Here is a 22378-nt window from a genome sequence, read left to right on the forward strand (position 1 = left end):
AGGTTACCCACGTGTTACTCACCCGTCCGCCGCTAACATCCGGGAGCAAGCTCCCTTCTGTCCGCTCGACTTGCATGTATTAGGCACGCCGCCAGCGTTCGTCCTGAGCCAGGATCAAACTCTCCGAAAAAGTACAAAACCGAAGTTTTGTTTTTCGTCAGCGTTTGACTGACTACCTATGATGTATCATAGGATTTTTTTATAAAAACTCGAATTAACAGGTACGTTCTGTCTTGTTTAGTTTTCAAAGAACTTGTGTGCCACTCTCTTAAAGCGACCACTTAAATATATCATGTATCTCTATCAACAGTCAACATTTTTCTTAAAAAACATTTTGTTTTTTTAAGAAGTTTTTACTGAGAATGAGATAAAAAATAGAGCCTCTTTTTGCTCCTTTGAAAGATTAACACATATCTATGAAAAAAGCATTATAAATTTCAAAAAAAATGATGTTTTTCAAAAAAAAATAAAGCCGGTGAAGAACCGGCTTCATTTTTACTCAGATTGCTCTTGATCTGACTCTATATTTTCTACGTTCTCTTCACTAATCTCTTCATCGTCTTCTTGTGATTGTTCAACTAATGCCACTGTAGCGACATGTTCCTCATCACCGAGGCGGATTAGGCGGACACCTTGAGTGACTCGACCTGTTGTCGAAATGTCAGAAACGGCCATACGAATGATTACACCGCTTCCTGTAATAATCATCAAGTCTTCTTCGGCTTCAGCATTAGTTGCCTTCACTGTGACAAGCGGACCATTGTTATCAGTGATTTTGCACGTTTTAAGACCTTTACCTCCACGACTTTGAACACGGTATTCTTTTTCAGGGGTTAGTTTGCCATATCCTTTTTCAGTTACAATCAATACGTTTGCATCTGGCTCAAGGATTTCCATACCCACGACAATGTCATCTTCGGAAAGTGTGATACCTTTCACTCCAGCTGCCGTACGTCCCATTTCACGAACATCTGTCTCGTCAAAACGGATCAGCATCCCCTTTTTCGTTCCAATGATGATTTGTTTTTCTCCATTGGTTAAACGAACAGCCATCAGTTCATCTTCGTCACGAAGGCTGAGTGCAATAAGACCGTTGTTTCGAATGTTAGCAAACTGAGACAATGTCGTCCGTTTTGATACACCGTGTCTTGTTGTAAAGAAGAGATACGAATTTTCATCAAATTCGCTTACTGGAATAATGGCGTTAATCCATTCTCCCTTTTCTACTTCAAGAAGGTTAATGATCGGAATCCCTTTCGCTGTCCGTCCGAATTCAGGAATCTCATACCCTTTCGCACGATAAACCTTCCCTTTATTAGAGAAGAAAAGAATCGTATCGTGGGTCGATGTTGAAATCAACTGTTCAACGAAATCATCTTCGTTGGTTCCCATTCCTTGGACACCTTTACCGCCTCTTTTTTGACTGCGGTATGTTGATGCAGGGAGACGCTTGATATAACCATTATGCGTCAGCGTAATCACGATGTTCTCAACAGGAATCAAATCTTCGTCTTCAATTGTTTCAATACCCGCTGTCACAATTTCAGTCCGACGCGTATCATTGAAGCGTTCTTTAATTTCTGTTAATTCTTCTCTAATGATTTCAAGTACTTTCTCATTGTCTGCTAAAATGGCTTTTAATTCAGCAATCAAATCAACAAGTCCTTTATATTCATCTTCTATCTTTTCTCGTTCTAGGCCAGTCAAACGCTGAAGTCGCATATCAAGAATGGCCTGTGCCTGTTTTTCAGACAAGCTATAGTTTTCCATCAAACCATTTCTAGCAATTTCCGCAGTTTGAGAGCCTCTAATTAAAGCAATGACTTCATCTAAGTGATCAAGTGCAATTCTGAGGCCTTCTAAAATGTGTGCTCTTGCTTCTGCTTTACGCAGCTCATACGCCGTTCTTCTGCGAATGATCACTTTTTGATGCTCTAGATAATACTCAAGACATTGTTTGAGGGACAAGACTTTCGGCTGTCCATCAACAAGTGCTAATAAGTTGATACCAAATGACGTTTGAAGTGTCGTTTGTTTATAAAGATTGTTTAATAGAACATGGACGTTTGCGTCTCTTCGCAGTTCAATGACAATACGCATACCATTACGATCTGATTCATCACGCAAATCTGTAATGCCATCAATCTTTTTATCACGCACAAGATCAGCAATTTTTTCAATCAAACGGGCTTTGTTGACTTGGTACGGGATCTCATTGATAACAATGCGCTGTTTACCGCTAGATGTTTCCTCAATATTCGATTTTGCTCTTAATGTAATAGAGCCGCGCCCTGTTTCATACGCCTTTCGAATACCACTTCGGCCAATGATTTGACCTGCTGTTGGGAAATCTGGCCCTGGGATGATATCCATAAGCTCCTGTGTTGTCATTTCCGGGTTTTGACTGATGGCCAATACCCCGTCAATCACTTCACCTAATTGGTGCGGCGGAATATTGGTCGCCATTCCTACAGCAATTCCTGTCGCTCCGTTGACCAATAAGTTCGGGAATCTTGCAGGCATCACCATTGGCTCTCTTTCACTGCCGTCATAGTTATCTTGATAATCAATGGTGTCCTTTGTGATATCACGGAGGATTTCCATAGAAATCTTCGATAGACGCGCCTCGGTATAACGCATCGCCGCTGCTCCGTCTCCATCGACTGAACCAAAGTTTCCATGACCATCAACTAACATATAACGATAGTTGAAGTCTTGCGCCATACGAACCATTGCTTCGTATACAGCGCTGTCACCGTGAGGGTGATACTTACCGATAACTTCCCCAACGATACGTGCAGATTTCTTAAATGGTTTATCACTTGTCATACCTAGGTCATTCATCGCATACAAAATTCTTCGATGCACGGGCTTTAATCCGTCTCGCACATCTGGTAATGCACGCGACACAATCACACTCATTGCATAATCTAAAAAGGACGTACGCATTTCTTGACTAATATTCACTTCGCGTACATTTGGTGTATGTTGTTCACTCACTATAAGAACCTCCCTTTACGTATCACATGAAATAAATTATGTGGGAGTAAAATATGTATTTATCTTCACAAGACTATTCTCCATTATATCAATAATCTCGTCTTTATACACATTTATTTACTAGAAAATCAACGAAAACACGGAAAAACAGGACATTGGTTATACGCCCCTATTTCTTGAAAAACAACCTTATTCCAAACAAGAAATAAGGTTGTTCTCAGTAGGGATCTATCTAAATATCGAGGTTTTTCACGTATTGCGCGTTTTCTTCGATAAAGTTTCTTCTCGGCTCTACTTTATCTCCCATGAGCATTTCAAATGTCTCATCAGCATCGATCGCATCCTCAAGTGTGACTTGAAGAAGTGTTCTCGCATCAGGATCCATTGTTGTTTCCCAAAGCTGAGTAGCATTCATCTCTCCAAGACCTTTATAACGCTGAAGTCCAGGTTTTGGTGTTTGAGGAAGTGATTTTAACAGCTCATCTAGCTGTTTGTCGTTATACACGTACTCAACACGTTTTCCTTGCTGCACTTTATATAAAGGCGGCTGTGCAATATACACATAACCGTTTTCAATAATTTCACGCATGTAGCGATAGAAGAATGTTAAAAGCAGCGTTCGAATGTGCGCTCCATCCACATCGGCATCCGTCATGATCACAACTTTGTGATAGCGAGCTTTCTCTAAAGTGAAGTCTTCTCCGATTCCAGTTCCTAATGCTGTAATCATTGAGCGAACCTCGTTGTTCGATAGAATTTTATCTAGTCGCGCTTTTTCAACGTTTAGGATCTTCCCTCTTAACGGTAAGATCGCTTGGAAGTGACGATCACGGCCTTGTTTAGCAGATCCGCCCGCAGAATCTCCCTCTACGATATAGAGTTCAGAGATGGAAGGGTCTTTAGAAGAACAGTCCGCCAGTTTCCCCGGTAAGCTGGAGACTTCCAGTGCACTTTTACGTCTTGTCAGCTCACGTGCCTTTTTGGCAGCCATTCTCGCACGAGCTGCCATCACACCTTTCTCCACAATTTTCTTTGCAGCATCAGGATTCTCTAAGAGGAATTTCTCAAGTGCTTCAGAGAAAAGGGAGTCGGTAATGGTTCTTGCTTCTGAGTTCCCAAGCTTTGTCTTCGTTTGTCCTTCGAATTGAGGATCTGGATGTTTGATGGAGATAATGGCTGTTAAGCCTTCTCGCACATCTTCACCGCTCAAATTCGAGTCTCCATCTTTGAATACGCCATTTTTACGAGCATAATCATTGATAACACGCGTCAAACCTGTTTTAAAGCCTGCTTCGTGCGTTCCGCCTTCATACGTGTTGATATTGTTGGCGAAGGAATAGATGTTGCTTGAATAGGAATCGTTATATTGTAATGCCACTTCAATCGTGATTCCGTCTTTTTCACCTTCGATATAAACGGGTTCTTCATGAACGACTTCTTTTGAGCGATTTAAATGTTCTACATAGCTCTTAATACCGCCTTCATAGCAGTATTCATTTCGTCGTTCTTTACCTTCACGTAAATCTTCAATAATGATGTTTACACCTTTTGTTAAGAAAGCTAACTCACGTACACGGTTGGCAAGTGTGTCGTAATCAAATTCAATGGTTTCAGTAAAAATTTCTGGATCTGGCACAAAATGAGTGGTTGTCCCTGTAACATCTGTTTCACCAATGATCTCTAAATCTCCAGCTGGAACACCGCGTTTGAATTGTTGATAATGAATTTTCCCGTCACGATATACGGTCACGTCTAAGGTCGTAGATAACGCATTAACAACAGATGCCCCTACGCCATGCAGACCGCCAGATACTTTATAACCGCTGCCGTCAAATTTACCGCCAGCGTGAAGAACAGTCATAATGACCTCTACAGCAGGACGTCCCATTTTCTCATGAATCCCAACCGGAATCCCGCGGCCATTATCTTTCACTGTAATGCTATTATCCTTTTCAATTTGCACCGTAATATCTGTGCAATATCCAGCTAAAGCCTCATCAATACTGTTGTCGACAATTTCCCATACAAGATGGTGAAGTCCTTTTGCACTGGTTGACCCGATGTACATTCCTGGACGTTTTCTAACAGCTTCTAGTCCTTCGAGCACCTGTATCTGATTTTCATCATAACTATTATGTTGCTGTTCCATTGCCACGTACATTCACCTACACTTTTCTTAAACGATATATTTATATGAATTGAGCTTTTAGACTTCAATTTCAATCACAAATGAAGCACGTTTTTTGAGCGTGCTTGAGGAAAGAGGAGAGTAATAAACAGATTCAGTTGTGACGACGATGGATTTGGGTGTTCCTTGTGATAACGAAATGATTTGTTCTTCTTGTTTTTGGAGAAACTCTTCTACAACAGAAGACGACCTCATTTTGTAATCAACAATTGCGACAATCTCTCGTGTAGAAACAACACAATCATCACCTAAATGAATATACAAGACTCACACCTCATTTATCAGTCAATTACTTTTCCACTGGCTACTCTGAAAATTTCCGCTTCTTTCAAGGTGGCGTGATCGATGCCTTCAACACTTGTTGTGGTGACGAAGGTCTGTACACGTCCCTGAATGGTATGGAGCAAATGAGACTGTCTGTAATCATCAAGTTCAGATAAAACATCATCGAGTAGAAGAATGGGATATTCTCCGATTTCTTCATGTATCAGGTCGATTTCTGCCAGCTTTAGTGAAAGAGCTGTTGTTCTTTGCTGCCCTTGAGAGCCATATGTCTGAACATCCCGACCATTCACAAAGAAAAGAAGGTCATCTCTGTGAGGTCCCCACAGTGTCACTCCTCGGTCTATTTCTCTGTCTCTTAGTTTCTGAAACGATTCTTCATAGCTATTCTTTATTTTCGACAAGTCTGACGCTTCTGATACCTCTATCGAAGTCTGGTATTGGAGCGTGAGTGTTTCTAGCTCTCTAGAAATGCCAAAATGCAACGGCTGCGCCCATTTCTCGAGCTGTTTCGTAAAAGTCAGTCGTCTTTTGACAACTTTCGCTGCCGCATCAATCAACTGCTCTGTTAAAACCTCCAGCATCGCTTGATCCGTTTGCTTTCTTGTCTGCAATTGTTTCAAGTAATGATTCCGCTGAGAGAGGATTTTTTGATAGAGCGATAAATCATGCAAGTAGACAGCCGAAACTTGTCCAATCTCCATATCGAGGAATCTTCTGCGGATTTGCGGGCTGCCCTTCACAAGACTTAAGTCCTCTGGTGCAAACATGATGGTGTTTAACGCACCAACATAATGACTGAGCTTCTGTTGTTCAATGTGATTGACCTTGCCCTTTTTCCCTTTTTTTGAGATCACGAGCTGCATTGGGAGTGGACCATTTTTTTTGATGACTCTACCTTCTATTTTAGCATAGTCTTGGTCCCATCGGATAAGTTCTTTATCATTTGACGTACGATGCGACTTTGCCATCGACAATACATAGATCGCTTCCATCAAGTTCGTTTTACCTTGGGCATTCTCACCGATCATGACATTCACCTTGTTGTCGAATTGAAGCTCAGTGTGTTCATAGTTTCGGTATGAAGTTAACGCCAGACTTTGAATGTACATGTATTGTCACCCGTTTCTAATTCACAACTTGAAATGTGCCATAACCTTCTATCTCGACAACATCTCCTGGGTATAGTTTGCGTCCCCGTCTATTATCTGGCTCTTGATTAATGAACACCTCATGTTCACTTAAAAACCATTTCGCCATTCCGCCAGATTGGATGACTTCGGCTAATTTCAAAAACTGCCCTAATGTAATCATTTCTTTCTCAATGGTTATAAGATTAGGCATTATATCGACCTCTTTCAATATCACTAATATCTAATTGTACTAAAAAACAAGACAAGAAGGAAAGGGGGAAAGCGAACTAGGATGAAAGAAAGCATGGTAAACGAGAAGAAAAGCTGCTGTGTGAGTGCACAGCAGCTATTTTAGATTGGATTAATATGTTCTGACTGGGAGAATCAACTGCAAGATTGAATCATCATTTGGCGTGCGCAACAGGAACGGTCTCATGGCACCAGTGAAGCTTACATGAATTTCTGTTCCCTCTAATACTTTTAACGCATCCAGCATATATTTTGGACTGAAGGAGATTTTGAGGTCCTCCCCTTTAATGTCATCTGCTTGAACCGTTTCGACTACTTTACCGATTTCAGGTGAATTAGAAGAAATCTCAAGGCTTTGTTCAGGATCAGCCGACAGCTTTACGACATTATTGCGGCCTTCTCTTGCCAAAAGTGATGCACGGTCAATGGCTTGAAGGAATTCCTTCGTGTTGACCACGACATCCGTTTTACTTTCCTGCGGGATCAGGCGAGCTGTATCTGGATAATTACCATCCAGCAATCTTGAGAAGAATAACACGTTTTGTGCTTTAAAGAGAACTTGCGTTTCTGTAATCACGATGCTCACAAGATCTTGTCCGTCATCAAGGATTCTACTTAGCTCTGTTAAACTCTTCCCTGGAATTACAACATTGTATGAGCTTTCCTCGTCAATATCCAACTTCGCTTTTCTTAAAGCAAGACGGTGGCTATCCGTCGCCGTGCATATTAATTCACCTTTCTCTACCTTCCAGTTTACACCTGTCAAGATAGGTCGTGTTTCTGAGGTGGACACTGCAAAAACGGTTTGACGAATTAAGTTTTTAAGCAAATCTGTCGGGACTTGAAATGCATGATGCTCTTCAATTTGCGGCAGATGCGGATATTCCTCAGCATCTAAGCCGTTTAAGTTAAATTCCGCTGAACCAGAACGGATGATCGTGAGGTGATTTTGTTCTACTTCAATTTCGACAGTAGCCATTGGCAGTTTCTTCACAATTTCACTAAAGAAGCGGGCCTGAAGCACAATACTCCCTGGACGGTCAATCGTGATTACTTCTAAATCTCCATCTCTTTGAGGAATAAAGGATTCAATTGAGATATCAGAGTCGCTTCCTGTGAGAGAAACCCCCTCATCAGATGCAACAATTTTAATCCCTGTCAAAATAGGTATCGTTGTTCTAGAGGATACGGCCTTTAATACATCTTGGACACTTTCGACAAGACGATCTTTTTGAATCGTGAATTTCATAGTGGTCCTCCTAAATTTTCTTAATGACATGTATATATATTTTATTAATAAAAATCGTAGAAGTAATAGTAGGGCTTGTGAATATGTGGATAAGTCGGTAAAAAGAAAGGAAAGACAGCCTATCCACATGTGGACAGACTGTGTATGACTATGCTCTAGTTATTCACATTTTCCCGTACTTATTATATCAGCTTGGTTATTTTAATTGTTCTTTGATTTCTTTCACATGCTGCTGAAGCTGTTCATCCTCAACCATTAATTTCGAAATCTTCTCATGAGCATGAATGACAGTCGTATGATCACGACCTCCAAATTCTTCTCCTATTTTAGGCAGAGAGGAATCGGTCATTTCTCTAGAGAGATACATGGCAATTTGTCTTGGATAAGCAACTGACTTCGTACGTTTCTTCGCTTTGAAATCCTCTAAGCGAATATTAAATTGCTGCCCTACAATTCTTTGAATATCTTTAATTGTAATGACTCTTGGCTTCGATGAAGGAATGATGTCCTTTAGGGCCTCAGCTGCTAGATCCGCATTGATGTCTTTATTAATTAAAGAAGAGTAAGCAACGACACGAATCAAAGCACCCTCCAGTTCACGAATGTTGCTGTCGATTTGATTGGCAATATAAAGCATGACTTCATTCGGAATGTCTAAGCCTTCTGCTTTTGCCTTTTTTCGCAAAATGGCAATACGTGTTTCTAAATCTGGCGGGGTAATGTCTGTGATTAAGCCCCATTCGAATCGAGAGCGTAATCTGTCTTCAAGTGTCGGAATTTCTTTCGGCGGCCGGTCACTAGAAATGACGATTTGCTTACTTTCTTCGTGAAGTGTGTTGAATGTATGGAAAAACTCTTCTTGTGTTTGTTCTTTTCCTGCTAAAAATTGAATATCATCTATCAAAAGCACATCTACATTCCGATAGCGATTACGGAAATCGACAGCTTTGTTGTCTCGGATTGAGTTGATAAATTCATTTGTAAATTTTTCAGATGATAGATAGACCACTTTGGCTGATGGATTATGGTCGATGACATAATGACCAATCGCATGCATCAAGTGAGTCTTTCCTAAACCAACGCCCCCATAAATAAAGAGCGGGTTATATGCTTTTGCCGGTGCTTCCGCAACTGCAAGTGAAGCGGCATGCGCAAATCGGTTGCCTGAACCAATAACAAAAGTATCAAATGTATATTTTGGATTCAGCATATTTTGTGGAATATCAACGGCCTCTTCTTTAGACATTTTTTTAATTGGAGACTTTGGCATGGCTTCTACTTCATCCTGATTTTGAGGAATAATAAATTTAATGCTGAGCTCTTCACCTGTCAGTTCGTAGATGGTATCAGCAATTAAGTGGAGATATCTTGATTCCAGCCAGTCTCTAGCAAATTCATTAGGTGCCGTAATTGTAAGCGTATCGCCTTGAAGAGAATGGGCTTTTGTCGATTTCATCCATGTCTCAAAACTGGGTTTGCTCAACTTTGTCTCTATTTTTTGAAGTGCTTTATTCCACAGATCCAAAATATTTTCCATAAGGCTTCTCCCCCCTCCTTTTCTTTATAAAATGACCAATATCAAACTGTTATAGAACACGAAAAAGAGCAAATGGTCATCACCATTCGTGCACATACGTTGTTGAAAACAAATAATATAGTAGAAAAACGTCTTTTCGACAAATTACACAGTCTGTGGATAAATAATTCAACAGCCTGTGTAATATCTTTCCACAGCTTATCCACAATTTGTGGATAACGCAAATAGGTCAGATAAGTAATTAAGAGTTAAAACACAAATATAATATCAAAATAAACAAGATGGTGCAATGGGTGTCACAAACTTATCCACACACTTTACATCCTGTTGAAAAATAATTATCCACATCGGTTATTTGTGTGAAAAAAATGTCGATAATGGATGTGGATAGTCTAAATATGCCGGAAAAATATCCACACCCTTGTTTTGCAGGCCTTTTAGGAGGAAAAAAGAATAAAATGCTGGAAACTGAAAAAGAAGGTTTCTTCGTTTGATAAATTATGTTATGCTTATAAGGTTGATAATAAGAGTTTTATCATTGATATTGACAATCGATGGGTTACACAAATATAATGAGTTAGACTGTCTTAAACAGCTATTCCTCAGGGAGGTGTCATAAATGAAAAGAACGTTTCAACCAAATAACCGTAAGCGTAGTAAAGTTCATGGCTTCCGCAGCCGTATGAGTTCTAAAAACGGACGTCTAGTTTTAAAGCGACGCCGCAGCAAAGGTAGAAAAAAATTATCAGCTTAGGCCACTGAATAATGTCAGTGGTCTTTTTTACATAAAATCGTAAATGAACTGTCAGTTTTTATCGGAGTGGAAGAAAACATGAAGAAGCGAAACAGGCTAAAAAAAAATGAAGAGTTTCAAAAAGTGTTCAGAAAAGGTCAATCAATGGCGAATCGTCAATTCGTTATTTACCAGCTGGATCAACCAAATCAAGATGAACTGCGTTTGGGATTGTCTGTCAGTAAGAAGATTGGTAATGCAGTGATGAGAAATCGAATTAAACGACTGATCCGCCAGGTGTTTTTAGAGGAAGGTCATAAGTTAAAGCAAGAAAAAGACTACATTGTCATTGCAAGAAAACCAGCAAGTGAATTGACCTTTGAAGAAACAAAGAAGTCTCTCCAACATTTATTTAGAAAATCCGCTGTTTATCAACAACAACCGAAAAAGTCTTCGTAATAGAAACTTTCGTTGAATCAATTTTTAAAAGCGCTTCCTTCATCTAGTGAATTAAAATGAAACCACCACTTTGTAATGAAAAAATGTTACCATACTGATTAGGTGAGTCACTTTCGTAATCAATTCCAACTTAAATAAAGTTTGAAGTAATGGGAGGAATCTTGTTGAAAAGGCGATTATTACTAATATTTAGCTTGATTGGCGTGTTGGTTCTATTGGCAGGATGTACACAAATCAATGAACCAATCACATCAGATAGTAAGGGATTCTGGAATTCTTATATTGTTTACCCGCTATCTCAATTAATCACGTACATGGCAAATTTGACTGGTGAAAACTACGGGGTTGCGATCATTATTGTGACACTGTTAATCCGCTTGCTCATTTTACCATTAATGATTAAGCAGTTAAGAAGTACAAAAGCAATGCAAGCATTGCAGCCTGAATTGAAAAAGCTTCGTGAAAAATATAGCTCTAAAGACCAAAAAACTCAGCAGCAGCTTCAGCAGGAAACAATGGCCCTTTTCCAAAAAAATGGCGTCAATCCATTAGCTGGATGTTTCCCGATTTTAATTCAGATGCCAATCCTAATTGGTTTTTATCATGCGATTATGAGAACAGCAGAAATTAAAAAGCATACATTCTTATGGTTTGACTTAGGCAGTCCAGATCCATTGTTCCTATTACCGATCATTGCGGGGGTAGCTACTTTCATTCAGCAAAAACTGATGATGGCTGGAAATCCTTCGGACAACCCTCAAATGGCTATCATGCTATGGGTTATGCCGATTATGATCATTGTATTTGCCATTAGTTTCCCAGCAGCACTTTCATTGTACTGGGTTGTAGGTAACATTTTCATGATCATCCAAACATTAGTGATTAAAACTCCTCAAGTAAAATTGGATACCAAAGAAAAAGCTGGCGGGAATAAAAAATGAAGGAAATAACTGCTGTCGGTCGCTCAATCGAAGAAGCAGTAGATTCCGGACTTAAACAAATTCAACTTCTAAAAGAAGAAGTAGATATCACAATAGTTGATGAAGGAAATAAAGGTTTCTTGGGATTATTTGGCAAAAGACAAGCTGTAGTCAAGTTGATAGAAAAGAGAAATGCTCTTAAATTAGCTACACAGTATTTAGATAATATTGTTAAATCAATTGATCCTAAAGCGAAGATTGTTTCCAAAAAGGAACCGAAAAAGATTTCTTTCCACATTGATGGAGATAAAACGTCATTAATGATTGGAAAAAGAGGACAAACTTTGTACTCTTTAGAAACATTGGTACAGTTAGTGTTTAATCGCTATTCTGATCAGTATCATCATATTACCATTGATATTGGAGATTATAGGAAGAAGCGACAAGAAGCACTTGAACAATATGCCATCAAGACAGCAAACAGAGTTTTAAAAACGAAGAGAAAGGTTCATTTAGAACCAATGCCTTCTAATGAACGAAAAGTAATTCATGATACGATCGCCGCATTTTCTAAAGAACTTGCAACGGCATCGGAAGATACAGGCAGCAAGCGTCATGTTGTGGTGCTGTATAAAAAATAACAGAAAGGCTAGAATTCAGCAAAGCTGGATTTTAGTCTTTTTTTATTGAAAAATTGTCTTTCTATAGAAGATTCATCCTTTATTTCTAAAAAATTAGTGTGTGATATGAGTGGAAAACGCCATTTTTACAAGTAAGCAAAGGGATCAGGGCGTTTAAATTTATTGGATTTCGGTGTAAGATGTGAAGGTAAGTTTAGAACGTCGTTATTCACATGTGGATAAGTTAAGTGTTAAAATAGATAGGATGCAAAGCTGTGGATAATTAGATATGGGATACTTTCACTTCGCTTTCATTTATGGTATCTTTAAATTTTGGATTAAGCGTTTTTAATATAGAGATGGACAACGTCCATTTAATAGATAAAAGACTGTCTATTAAGTAGAGAAAGAGGTGATTGAGTGATGGATACAATTGCAGCCATTTCTACACCGATGGGTGAAGGAGCAATTGCGATTATTCGTTTAAGTGGGCCTGATGCGGTACAGATCGCTGATCGGATGTATAAAGGGCCTAAGGAGAAAAAACTTGTATCAGTGGATTCCCATACAATTCATTATGGTCATATTGTGGATTCAAGTACTGATCAAGTAATAGAAGAGGTCATGGTGTCAGTACTTCGAGCGCCAAAAACATTTACGAGAGAAGACGTTATTGAGATTAACTGCCATGGCGGAATTGTAACGGTCAATAAAGTATTGCAGCTTGCTTTAAGAGAAGGAGCAAGATTAGCGGAGCCAGGTGAGTTCACAAAACGTGCTTTCTTAAATGGAAGAATAGATCTTTCGCAAGCAGAGGCTGTCATGGACTTGATTCGGGCAAAGACTGATCGTGCGATGAACGTAGCAATCACTCAAATGGAGGGACGTCTCTCCGGTTTGGTTCAGCGACTGCGCGGCGAGATCCTAGAAACACTGGCGCATATTGAAGTCAATATTGACTACCCTGAGTATGACGATGTTGAAGAAATGACACATCGCGTCTTAGTGGAAAAAGCGACATCGGTCAAAAAAGAAATTGAGTCGCTGCTCTCGACTTCTCAGCAAGGGAAAATCCTTCGAGAGGGCTTATCCACTGTGATTATAGGAAGGCCGAATGTTGGAAAGTCTTCCTTGCTGAATAGCCTTGTACAGGAAACAAAGGCGATTGTCACAGATATTCCTGGAACTACCAGAGATGTCATTGAGGAATATGTGAATGTAAGAGGTGTACCTCTTCGTCTAGTCGATACTGCGGGTATACGTGAGACTGAGGACATTGTTGAGCGTATAGGGGTTGAACGATCTAGACAGGTCTTAAAAGAAGCTGACCTGATTTTACTTGTGCTCAATTATAGCGAAGAATTATCAGAAGAAGATATGAAGCTTTTTGAGGCTGTCTCAGGTATGGATATCATCGTGATTGTGAATAAGACAGACCTTGAGCCTAAGCTTGATGTAGAAAAGGTCAAGCAGTTAGCGAAGGATCGTCCGGTCGTCACCACATCATTATTACAAGAAAAGGGCATTGATGAGCTTGAAATGGCGATTCAATCACTGTTCTTCACTGGATCAATTGAAAGTGGAGATTTAACGTATGTAAGTAATACAAGGCATATTGCCCTCCTTCAGGCAGCAAAACAATCAATTGAGGATGCTCTTGAAGGCATTGAAATGGACGTACCGATCGACATTGTTCAAATAGATTTAACACGCTGCTGGGAACAGCTCGGTGAAATTATAGGAGATGCTGTTCATGAAAGCTTGATTGATCAGCTATTCTCTCAATTCTGTTTAGGAAAGTAAAGGGAGGAACATAAGAAATGGGTTATGAAGCTGGCAATTATGACGTAATCGTCGTGGGTGCCGGTCATGCTGGGGTTGAGGCTGCTCTTGCTTCTGCAAGACAGGGCGCTAAAACACTTGTATTGACTATCAACCTCGATATGGTTGCTTTTATGCCATGTAATCCGTCCGTAGGCGGTCCTGCAAAAGGGATTGTCGTTAGAGAAATTGATGCACTGGGCGGAGAAATGGCACGAAATATAGATAAGACGCATATTCAAATGCGCATGCTGAATACGGGGAAAGGACCTGCTGTCCGTGCGTTAAGAGCGCAAGCAGATAAGTTCCAATATCAGCATGAAATGAAAAAAACAATGGAAAATGAACCGAACCTGACAATGCTTCAAGGTATGGTGGATCATTTAATTGTAGAAGATGATGAATGTAAAGGTGTCGTTACCCAAACAGGAGCAAACTATCGTGCGAAGTCTGTTGTATTAACGACTGGGACTTTCTTAAAAGGCCGCATTATTTTAGGGGATCTATCGTATTCAAGTGGTCCTAATAACCAGCAGCCATCAATCAAATTATCGGATCACCTAGCAGAGTTAGGATTCGATTTGGTTCGCTTTAAAACAGGAACACCTCCTCGAGTGAATAGTCACTCGATTGACTATAGTAAAACAGAAATTCAACCAGGTGATGATGTTCCGCGGGCGTTCTCCTATGAAACGGTTGAATATATTACAGACCAACTGCCATGCTGGTTAACATATACGAGTTTAGAAACACATCAAATTATTGATGAGAATCTTCACCGTTCTCCAATGTATTCAGGTATGATTAAAGGAACTGGTCCTAGATACTGCCCTTCCATTGAAGATAAAGTGGTTCGTTTCAATGACAAACCGAGACATCAAATTTTCTTAGAGCCAGAAGGTCGTAATACGCAGGAAGTGTATGTTCAAGGATTGTCTACAAGTCTTCCAGAGGATGTACAGCAGCGCATGCTTTCCACCATCCCAGGGCTCGAAAATGTACAAATGATGAGAGCGGGATATGCCATTGAGTATGATGCAATTGTGCCTACTCAGTTGTGGCCTACACTTGAGACGAAGAAAATTTCTGGATTATATACAGCGGGCCAAATTAATGGTACATCTGGCTATGAGGAAGCAGCAGGTCAAGGAATTATGGCAGGTATTAATGCAGGAAGAAAAGCATTGGGTAAAGAAGAAGTCATTTTAAGCCGATCTGATGCATATATCGGTGTTCTCATTGATGACCTTGTCACAAAGGGAACAAATGAACCTTACCGTCTTTTGACATCCCGTGCAGAGTATCGTTTGCTTCTTCGTCATGACAATGCGGATTTAAGATTAACTGAACTTGGCTATCATATTGGATTAATTTCTCAAGAAAGATTCCAGACATTCCAGCAGAAAAAAGAAGCCATTGAAGCAGAGAAAAAACGTTTATATTCTGTCATCATCAAACCTACAGCAGAGACACAAGAATTTATTCGTTCACTTGGTGGAAGTGAGCTGAAGGACGGTATTCGTGCAAGTGATTTGATGAAGCGTCCAGAAATGAACTATGAATCTGTTGTGACGTTAGCTCCTGCTGAAACACCACTTCCTTCTGATGTGTGTGAGCAGGTAGAGATTCAAATTAAATACGAAGGATATATTGAAAAGTCACTCCAACAAGTTGAAAAGCTGAAAAAGATGGAGAACAAAAAGATTCCTGATCGTATTGATTATGATGCCATCAAAGGGATTGCAACTGAAGCGAAACAAAAGCTGAAAGAAGTCCGACCGCTTTCTGTTGCACAGGCTTCTCGTATTTCAGGCGTTAACCCTGCTGATATTTCTATCCTTTTAGTATATTTAGAGCAGGGACGTATTGCGAAGATAGCAGAATAGAAAGGATGTCGGCATGAACATTGAACAATTTACAGCAGCACTAGAGGAGAAAGGGATGACTCTTTCTCCTGTGCAGCTTGAACAATTTGAAACTTACTTCCGCATGCTTGTAGAATGGAACGAGAAAATGAATTTAACGTCCATTACTGAAAAGGAAGAAGTGTATTTAAAGCATTTTTATGATTCAATTTCAGCAGCATTTTTTATTGATTTTCACAAAGTGACGACGATTTGTGATATTGGAGCTGGTGCTGGTTTCCCAAGCATTCCTCTTAAAATTTGCTTCCCTCATCTACATGTAACCATTGTTGATTCTCTTCAGAAACGAATTACGTTTCTCAATGAGTTAGCAAAAGGGTTAAACTTACAAGATACTACTTTTTATCATGATCGTGCGGAGACGTTTGGACAACGTAAGGAAAAGCGTGAAAGCTATGATCTTGTCACTGCTAGAGCGGTTGCGCGTTTATCCGTCTTGAGCGAACTATGTCTGCCCCTTGTAAAAAAGGAAGGATTGTTTGTTGCATTAAAAGCATCTGCCGCTGATGAAGAAATGCAAGCAGGGAAAAAAGCTGTTACTGTCCTCGGAGGAGAGGTTGTTGAAAAGCATTCCTTTGTTCTTCCTTTAGAAGAAAGCGAACGGAACATCATTGTCATTGAAAAGAAAAAGCAAACACCAAAAAAATATCCTAGAAAACCAGGAACACCTAATAAATCACCAATAGAAGGTTGATCATGTAAAAGGTCGGTTTTTCTTCAATATTTAAGATTTTACAGAAGGAAAAAACATGAGAAAATAGAATTATAAAAAGGTAGTTTTTAAAGGTGGTGTAGGTTCATGAAGCATTCACTCTCACGCTTCTTCGGGCTTGGTGACAAAGAACATCCTGAGCGTGAAACCGAAATAGAGGCAGAGATTGCTGAGCATGATACATTAAAGGAAGAGATACAGGAGCTCCCGGTCGACACAATTATGCCAAACCGTTTTCAGCCACGCACCATTTTTTCAGAAGAAAAGATACATGAGCTGGCCACGACGATTCATACCCATGGCATTATCCAACCTATTGTTGTCAGACCAACAGAAGAAGAAGGTAAATATGAACTGATCGCCGGCGAAAGACGTTGGAGAGCGGTACAGACTCTTCAATGGGAGAAAATCCCCGCTATTATAAAAGACTTTACTGATACGGAAACGGCATCTGTGGCATTGATTGAAAATTTGCAAAGGGAAGAGCTGTCTGCTATTGAAGAGGCTCATGCTTATGCACGTCTTTTAGAGCTTCATGATTTAACACAGGAGGCGCTTGCTCAGCGTTTAGGCAAGGGACAATCAACTGTTGCAAACAAATTAAGACTTTTAAAGTTGCCTGAAGAGGTACAACAGGCCATTTTAGAGAAAAAAATCTCTGAAAGGCATGCACGTTCACTTGTACCCCTAAAGCTTCCAGAATTACAAATCGCGCTATTGCAGGAAATCATCGAAAAGCAGCTGAATGTAAAACAGACTGAAGAGCGTGTAGTGAAAATGCTTGAACAAAAAACAGATCGCAAACCGAAGCCAAAACGTAAGGCGTTTAGTCGTGATACACGAATTGCGATGAATACCATTCGTCAGTCTCTCCATATGGTAGAAGACAGCGGGCTTAAAATAAATACCGAGGAAGAAGAGTTTGAGGAATATATCCAATTAACGATTCGGATTCCTAAATAGAAAAAAGCTGATGAGAGCCACTCGTCAGCTTTTTTTATTGGTTCCACATTATATTTACTTATTATTCATAAATTGGTAAAATGTGATTTTCATAGAAGAAAGGAGGTGACATGACTCGATGAAAATGAAAAAGACGAAATTTGTTATTATTTGTTATTTACTATTTTCTTTTTCTCTTTTTACAAATGAAACAACCATATTTGCTGTGAATTCGCCAACGGCTCCTGCAGAAGAAAGCCCGCTGGCCAAAAAAGAACTGAACGTTCTGAAGAAACAAGGTGTTGTTTCTAAGGAGGTCACTTTACAGCAATTAAATCATGAGCATGAGTCTCAGGACGACACAATTGACTTGATTTCAGCTGAGGATGATTTGAAGGATTATGGCTTACAACAAAACAAGCAGGATGAGTTGGTAACGGATGAAAAGCCGCACACCATCAAGCACCTTTTAGGAAAGCCGTATCCTGGTACCGATATTATGCCTAAAAAAGGAGATATATTGGTGACAAGTACTGATGCTTTGAAGGGTATCGTTGGACATGCAGGTATCGTCATTAATGAGAAAAGCTTTGCTTCTATTCCAGGGTTTCGACAGCATCCTCAGCTTGATTCCATTCTTAACTGGTTTCGCTATAATGCCAATACAAAGGTAATTCGGATTAATCAAGAGGAAACAGCAGACCTGGCAGGGGAATGGGCGCACGATTATGTGAAAACTCATCCAAAGGCTCGATACTCCATCACCCTGTCAATTCAATCACTGGACCCGACTTATTGTTCAAAGATTGTGTGGCAGGCCTATGCCAAAACAGGTGACGCTTTGGGACATGCGACATATACCATTAAAACCCCCTATGGATTCTTAAAAAAGAGAAGCTATCATACAGTGACTCCTAAAGTCATTGTGAACGAAGGCCGTAAAATTGGTGGATTACATTTTTGACATGTGCCCCTCACTTTTGATGAAAGTGAGGGTTTTTTATGCTTGTCTTTTCCACCAAAAAGATATATCGATATATTTTTTAATCCGTTTTGGTTCGTCCTTTCATGTACGAAAATAGATATTTGCTGACGAATATATAATAGAGAAACAAAAAAAGCAAACGTTTCATACTTTTTTTGATAGAATAGGAAGTATGAATAAAATGAGAAACTTGTTAAGTTGAAAGTGGGTGACATCGTGGGGAAAATCATAGCGATTACCAACCAGAAGGGCGGCGTCGGGAAGACGACAACTTCTGTTAATTTGAGTGCGTGTTTAGCATACATAGGTAAACGAGTGTTGTTAGTTGATATTGATCCGCAGGGCAATGCCACGAGTGGTATTGGGATTGAGAAGGCCGACGTAGAGAAGTGTGTGTATGATATTTTAGTTGATGATGCAGATGTCCTTGATGTGATTAAGACGACAGAGGTCGAAAATCTTGATGTCATTCCTGCGACGATACAGCTTGCAGGGGCTGAAATAGAGCTTGTGCCTACGATTTCACGTGAAGTGAGATTGAAGAGAGCACTTGAATCTGTTAAGCAAAATTATGATTATATGATTATTGACTGCCCGCCATCACTCGGATTACTGACGATTAATGCGTTAACAGCATCCGATTCCGTTTTAATCCCGGTACAGTGTGAATATTATGCGCTTGAAGGATTGAGCCAATTGTTAAACACAGTTCGTCTCGTGCAGAAACATTTAAATACTGATCTTGCCATTGAAGGTGTCTTGCTGACAATGCTTGATGCACGAACAAATCTTGGGATTCAGGTCATCGAAGAAGTGAAGAAATACTTTAGAGATAAAGTCTATCAGACCGTGATTCCGCGAAATGTGAGACTGAGTGAAGCGCCTAGTCATGGGAAGCCGATTATCTTGTATGATCCACGTTCAAGAGGTGCAGATGTCTATTTAGACTTAGCAAAGGAAGTGGATGCGAATGGCTAAAGGTCTTGGAAAGGGTATTAATGCACTATTTAACCATGTAGACTCAAATGAAGAAACGGTCGAAGAAATCAAATTAAAGGATTTGCGTCCGAACCCTTATCAGCCAAGGAAAACGTTTGATGATGATGCATTGTCTGATCTCAAAGAATCAATTCAGCAGCACGGTGTTTTACAGCCGATCATTGTCCGTAAATCGATTAAAGGATATGACATTGTAGCAGGAGAGCGCCGTTTTCGTGCAGCGCAACAAGCTGGTCTGACAACAATTCCTGCGATCGTTAGAGAATTCTCAGAAACGCTGATGAGAGAGATTGCCCTTTTAGAAAACCTGCAGCGCGAGGATTTATCTCCATTAGAAGAAGCGGAAGCCTATGCTTCCTTGCTAGATCATCTAAGTGTGACGCAAGAGGAATTAGCGAAGCGATTAGGGAAGAGCAGACCGCATATTGCGAACCATCTCCGTCTTTTGACTTTACCGGATGAAGTACAAAAGCTGATTGCAGATGGAACATTATCGATGGGACATGGAAGAACATTGCTTAGCTTGAAAAACAAAAATAAGCTAGCGCCATTGGTAAAGAAAATCGTGGATGAGGGGTTAAACGTACGCCAGGTTGAGAAACTTGTTCAGCAGTTAAACGAAAATGTTCCACGTGAAACAAAGAAAAAAGAAGCACCAAAGGATCGAGTGTTGAAAGAAAGAGAGTCTTTCTTACAAAACTACTTTGGCACTTCAGTGACGATCAAGAAACAGAAGAAAAAAGGAAAAATTGAGATTGAATTTCTCTCCAACGAAGATTTAGAAAGAATCCTCGAATTGCTTTCTACGAGAGAATCATCAGAGTGACCATCTTGATACGAGATGGTCTTTTTTATATTCTCCCAGTGATATTTTGAATAGGAGCGAAAAGAGAACGGCTTTTTTCTCTTGTCCAATCCATTTGATCAATGTGAGATAGACTTTCAGAAAGTGTATTGGCCATAGACATGACAAGATGAAGACGTGTGTTTTGGAGAACGAAGTATTCCATAAAACCGCTCACATTGACGATTCCATTAATATGAATATCTCCTACCTCTGGCAGCTCCTTTTGTACACCCGCCCCAGGCTTTAACGGGCCATCTCCAATTTGGAAGGAGCCTACACTTTTCACTCTTCCTAAACAGGCATCAATCGCTACAATAAACGGATGTTTATGAGCTTGTTCAATTTCAGCGAGCTTTTCTTTTAAATTGACCGCATGAACTGGGTCAGAGAGCGTTCCATATACATGAAGCTTTTTCAAATCAAGACCTGAAAGTTTTGTACCAACAAGTGGACCTAGAGAGTCGCCTGTTGAGCGGTCTGTTCCAATACAAACGATGGCAACGGGTCTTTTTCCTGCTTTCTGAAGATGCGAGAATAAAATACTTTTAAGCTGTTGAATGGCGTTTGTATCCGTATGGGACACGTATTCTTTCACCCTATTTCTAAAAAAAAGACCGTTCTTGCTATTCATAGGTCTCACTTCCTTGTCATAGTAGTTAGTAACAGTATACGGAAACAAGCTTAATTCTATACCTATGAGGTGATGATTGTGTGGAAGGCTGGTTCAAGGTGGACGCTTTTAATTTTAGGAAGCTTAATAGGAGCGGGGTATGCTTCCGGCCAAGAAATTTGGCAGTTTTTTGGCATTGATAGCGGACTAGCCATTCTACTGTTTACATTGATGTTTATGCTGTCTACCTATGTGGTGTTGAAAATCAGTTATGAGGTACGTGCCGATCACTTTGTGCCAGTGCTAGAGCGGCTTGTCGGTCCATGGCTGGCTAAAGTGTATGACGTTTTAATTGTCCTTTATTTATTCACGACAACGACAGTCATGATTGCCGGTGGCGGGGTGACACTCGAGATGTATCATGTACCATTTTGGATTGGCATCGGCGCATTTTGTCTGTTTTCATTTATGATTTTTTTCTGGGATGTGAAAGGGCTCTTATCTGTGAATGCTTTCATTATACCAATTTTGGTGGCGGGGCTCATCTATGCGTTTGTTTTTTATTATATGAACCATGATCATATGTGGCGGATTGATTTTGGGCAGCAGTACAATTGGCCTGCCAGCATTGTCTTTGCTTCTTTGAATATATTATCTGTGGTGGCAGTGCTGTCTTCGGTTGGGAAAGAAATGAAGGGGCTTGGAGAGGCCAAAGTGGCGAGTATATTAAGCGGCCTGATTTTTGGGGTCATCTCGTACGTGTATAACGAAATACTGGTTGATATTTCTGGGAGCCTATCAGCAGAAGGCATTCCTTTGTTTACAGTATTAGAAGGAGCGCCGACATCATTGTTTGTGTTTATGACCGTTGTCCTTTGTCTAGCTATTTATACGACGACAGCGGCAGGTTTATTTGGTTTATCCAGCCGGATGCTCTCTTTTGTACCATTGCCTCGCTGGCTGGTTGTGCTGGTGATGCTTCTTTTGATGGCGCCTTTAACATCTCTTGGGTTTGCCGATTTGATTGCTTTCTTGTATCCGATATATAGTTTGCTGAATCTTTATTTGCTTGTCTGTTTAATGCTATATCCGATTTTAAGTAAAAAGATATTTTCCCGCTCTAAAAATTATATTGATAAAATAAAATAAGCACCTCTCTTTGTCAGA

Annotated in this window: 20 protein-coding genes and 1 rRNA gene; 12 read left to right on the forward strand and 9 right to left on the reverse strand. The window is 40.0% G+C overall.

Translation table 11 applies throughout. The annotated features are described in order from the left end of the window. From C6Y07_RS07515 to dnaA, 8 genes are all read right to left on the reverse strand, one after another. Positions 1–130, reverse strand: a 16S ribosomal RNA gene (locus tag C6Y07_RS07515); the annotation flags it as partial. A 365-nt stretch (positions 131–495) separates the two neighbouring features. Then, on the reverse strand, positions 496–3000 hold the full coding sequence (gene gyrA, locus C6Y07_RS07520; protein ID WP_066031458.1) for a DNA gyrase subunit A: 2505 nt from the start codon (positions 2998–3000) through the stop codon (positions 496–498). Positions 3001–3232: 232 nt separating this feature from the next. Then, on the reverse strand, positions 3233–5149 hold the full coding sequence (gene gyrB, locus C6Y07_RS07525) for a DNA topoisomerase (ATP-hydrolyzing) subunit B (RefSeq protein WP_060597746.1): 1917 nt from the start codon (positions 5147–5149) through the stop codon (positions 3233–3235). Positions 5150–5206: 57 nt separating this feature from the next. Beyond that, a complete protein-coding gene (gene remB, locus C6Y07_RS07530) occupies positions 5207–5452 on the reverse strand; it encodes an extracellular matrix regulator RemB (protein ID WP_008360920.1) in 246 nt (81 codons plus the stop codon). Between the two features lie 17 nt (positions 5453–5469). Continuing rightward, complete coding sequence (recF, locus tag C6Y07_RS07535) at positions 5470–6582, reverse strand: DNA replication/repair protein RecF (RefSeq protein ID WP_066031459.1); 1113 nt, start codon at positions 6580–6582, stop codon at positions 5470–5472. Between the two features lie 16 nt (positions 6583–6598). Continuing rightward, entirely contained in the window at positions 6599–6814 is a 216-nt protein-coding gene (yaaA, locus tag C6Y07_RS07540; RefSeq protein WP_003215257.1) for a S4 domain-containing protein YaaA, read from the reverse strand. 150 nt (positions 6815–6964) lie between these two features. After that, positions 6965–8101: a DNA polymerase III subunit beta gene (gene dnaN / locus C6Y07_RS07545; protein ID WP_034660670.1), complete on the reverse strand. Its 1137-nt coding sequence runs from the start codon at positions 8099–8101 to the stop codon at positions 6965–6967. A gap of 196 nt (positions 8102–8297) precedes the next feature. Continuing rightward, positions 8298–9638 (reverse strand): chromosomal replication initiator protein DnaA, encoded by a 1341-nt coding sequence (dnaA, locus tag C6Y07_RS07550; protein ID WP_034660669.1) that lies wholly within the window; start codon positions 9636–9638, stop codon positions 8298–8300. Positions 9639–10257: 619 nt separating this feature from the next. Between dnaA and rpmH the strand changes: the two genes are divergently transcribed. The 11 genes from rpmH to C6Y07_RS07605 all read left to right on the forward strand — a co-directional run bounded on the left by rpmH (position 10258) and on the right by C6Y07_RS07605 (position 20580). Continuing rightward, positions 10258–10392, forward strand: a complete 135-nt coding sequence (gene rpmH / locus C6Y07_RS07555) for a 50S ribosomal protein L34 (protein ID WP_008360908.1) — start codon at positions 10258–10260, stop codon at positions 10390–10392. Between the two features lie 78 nt (positions 10393–10470). Further along, positions 10471–10830, forward strand: a complete 360-nt coding sequence (gene rnpA, locus C6Y07_RS07560; protein WP_034660668.1) for a ribonuclease P protein component — start codon at positions 10471–10473, stop codon at positions 10828–10830. Between the two features lie 158 nt (positions 10831–10988). Beyond that, a complete protein-coding gene (spoIIIJ, locus tag C6Y07_RS07565; RefSeq protein WP_095286180.1) occupies positions 10989–11771 on the forward strand; it encodes a YidC family membrane integrase SpoIIIJ in 783 nt (260 codons plus the stop codon). Then, a complete protein-coding gene (jag, locus tag C6Y07_RS07570) occupies positions 11768–12391 on the forward strand; it encodes an RNA-binding cell elongation regulator Jag/EloR (RefSeq protein WP_106156497.1) in 624 nt (207 codons plus the stop codon). The genes spoIIIJ and jag overlap by 4 nt, the downstream gene beginning before the upstream one ends. Before the next feature lie 402 nt (positions 12392–12793). After that, positions 12794–14173 carry a tRNA uridine-5-carboxymethylaminomethyl(34) synthesis GTPase MnmE gene (gene mnmE / locus C6Y07_RS07575; protein WP_060597707.1) on the forward strand — a complete coding sequence of 460 codons (1380 nt, stop codon included), beginning with the start codon at positions 12794–12796 and terminating at the stop codon, positions 14171–14173. Positions 14174–14190: 17 nt separating this feature from the next. Then, the gene (gene mnmG / locus C6Y07_RS07580) at positions 14191–16077 is read left to right on the forward strand and encodes a tRNA uridine-5-carboxymethylaminomethyl(34) synthesis enzyme MnmG (protein ID WP_066031461.1); all 1887 of its coding nucleotides are present in this window, start codon (positions 14191–14193) and stop codon (positions 16075–16077) included. Between the two features lie 13 nt (positions 16078–16090). Then, complete coding sequence (rsmG, locus tag C6Y07_RS07585; RefSeq protein ID WP_034660662.1) at positions 16091–16810, forward strand: 16S rRNA (guanine(527)-N(7))-methyltransferase RsmG; 720 nt, start codon at positions 16091–16093, stop codon at positions 16808–16810. A 105-nt stretch (positions 16811–16915) separates the two neighbouring features. Beyond that, positions 16916–17791: a nucleoid occlusion protein gene (noc, locus tag C6Y07_RS07590; RefSeq protein ID WP_034660661.1), complete on the forward strand. Its 876-nt coding sequence runs from the start codon at positions 16916–16918 to the stop codon at positions 17789–17791. Positions 17792–17909: 118 nt separating this feature from the next. Next, positions 17910–18734 carry an orthopoxovirus pf05708 family protein gene (locus C6Y07_RS07595; protein WP_106042772.1) on the forward strand — a complete coding sequence of 275 codons (825 nt, stop codon included), beginning with the start codon at positions 17910–17912 and terminating at the stop codon, positions 18732–18734. Between the two features lie 237 nt (positions 18735–18971). Beyond that, positions 18972–19733 (forward strand): sporulation initiation inhibitor protein Soj, encoded by a 762-nt coding sequence (soj, locus tag C6Y07_RS07600; protein ID WP_034620351.1) that lies wholly within the window; start codon positions 18972–18974, stop codon positions 19731–19733. Beyond that, the gene (locus C6Y07_RS07605) at positions 19726–20580 is read left to right on the forward strand and encodes a ParB/RepB/Spo0J family partition protein (protein ID WP_060597705.1); all 855 of its coding nucleotides are present in this window, start codon (positions 19726–19728) and stop codon (positions 20578–20580) included. The genes soj and C6Y07_RS07605 overlap by 8 nt, the downstream gene beginning before the upstream one ends. Positions 20581–20605: 25 nt before the next feature. On the opposite strand, the gene yyaC is transcribed toward C6Y07_RS07605, so the two are convergent. After that, positions 20606–21232: a spore protease YyaC gene (gene yyaC / locus C6Y07_RS07610; protein WP_003215235.1), complete on the reverse strand. Its 627-nt coding sequence runs from the start codon at positions 21230–21232 to the stop codon at positions 20606–20608. Positions 21233–21304: 72 nt separating this feature from the next. Between yyaC and C6Y07_RS07615 the strand changes: the two genes are divergently transcribed. Next, positions 21305–22360, forward strand: coding sequence for a YkvI family membrane protein (locus C6Y07_RS07615; RefSeq protein ID WP_080869565.1), 1056 nt, complete (start codon positions 21305–21307; stop codon positions 22358–22360). Positions 22361–22378 lie beyond the last annotated feature (18 nt).

Origin of the sequence: Bacillus sp. LNXM12-1 (assembly GCF_003004375.1) — a bacterium.
In the GTDB taxonomy this organism is placed as follows: domain Bacteria; phylum Bacillota; class Bacilli; order Bacillales; family Bacillaceae; genus Bacillus.

Coding starts and splice junctions, on each gene's coding strand:
- gyrB (WP_060597746.1), bottom strand. CDS start 5,149: ATGGAACAGCAACATAATAGTTATGATGAAAATCAGATACAGGTGCTC.
- recF (WP_066031459.1), bottom strand. CDS start 6,582: ATGTACATTCAAAGTCTGGCGTTAACTTCATACCGAAACTATGAACAC.
- yaaA (WP_003215257.1), bottom strand. CDS start 6,814: ATGCCTAATCTTATAACCATTGAGAAAGAAATGATTACATTAGGGCAG.
- dnaN (WP_034660670.1), bottom strand. CDS start 8,101: ATGAAATTCACGATTCAAAAAGATCGTCTTGTCGAAAGTGTCCAAGAT.
- dnaA (WP_034660669.1), bottom strand. CDS start 9,638: ATGGAAAATATTTTGGATCTGTGGAATAAAGCACTTCAAAAAATAGAG.
- rpmH (WP_008360908.1), top strand. CDS start 10,258: ATGAAAAGAACGTTTCAACCAAATAACCGTAAGCGTAGTAAAGTTCAT.
- rnpA (WP_034660668.1), top strand. CDS start 10,471: ATGAAGAAGCGAAACAGGCTAAAAAAAAATGAAGAGTTTCAAAAAGTG.
- jag (WP_106156497.1), top strand. CDS start 11,768: ATGAAGGAAATAACTGCTGTCGGTCGCTCAATCGAAGAAGCAGTAGAT.
- mnmE (WP_060597707.1), top strand. CDS start 12,794: ATGGATACAATTGCAGCCATTTCTACACCGATGGGTGAAGGAGCAATT.
- mnmG (WP_066031461.1), top strand. CDS start 14,191: ATGGGTTATGAAGCTGGCAATTATGACGTAATCGTCGTGGGTGCCGGT.
- rsmG (WP_034660662.1), top strand. CDS start 16,091: ATGAACATTGAACAATTTACAGCAGCACTAGAGGAGAAAGGGATGACT.
- noc (WP_034660661.1), top strand. CDS start 16,916: ATGAAGCATTCACTCTCACGCTTCTTCGGGCTTGGTGACAAAGAACAT.
- C6Y07_RS07595 (WP_106042772.1), top strand. CDS start 17,910: ATGAAAATGAAAAAGACGAAATTTGTTATTATTTGTTATTTACTATTT.
- C6Y07_RS07605 (WP_060597705.1), top strand. CDS start 19,726: ATGGCTAAAGGTCTTGGAAAGGGTATTAATGCACTATTTAACCATGTA.
- yyaC (WP_003215235.1), bottom strand. CDS start 21,232: ATGAATAGCAAGAACGGTCTTTTTTTTAGAAATAGGGTGAAAGAATAC.
- C6Y07_RS07615 (WP_080869565.1), top strand. CDS start 21,305: ATGATTGTGTGGAAGGCTGGTTCAAGGTGGACGCTTTTAATTTTAGGA.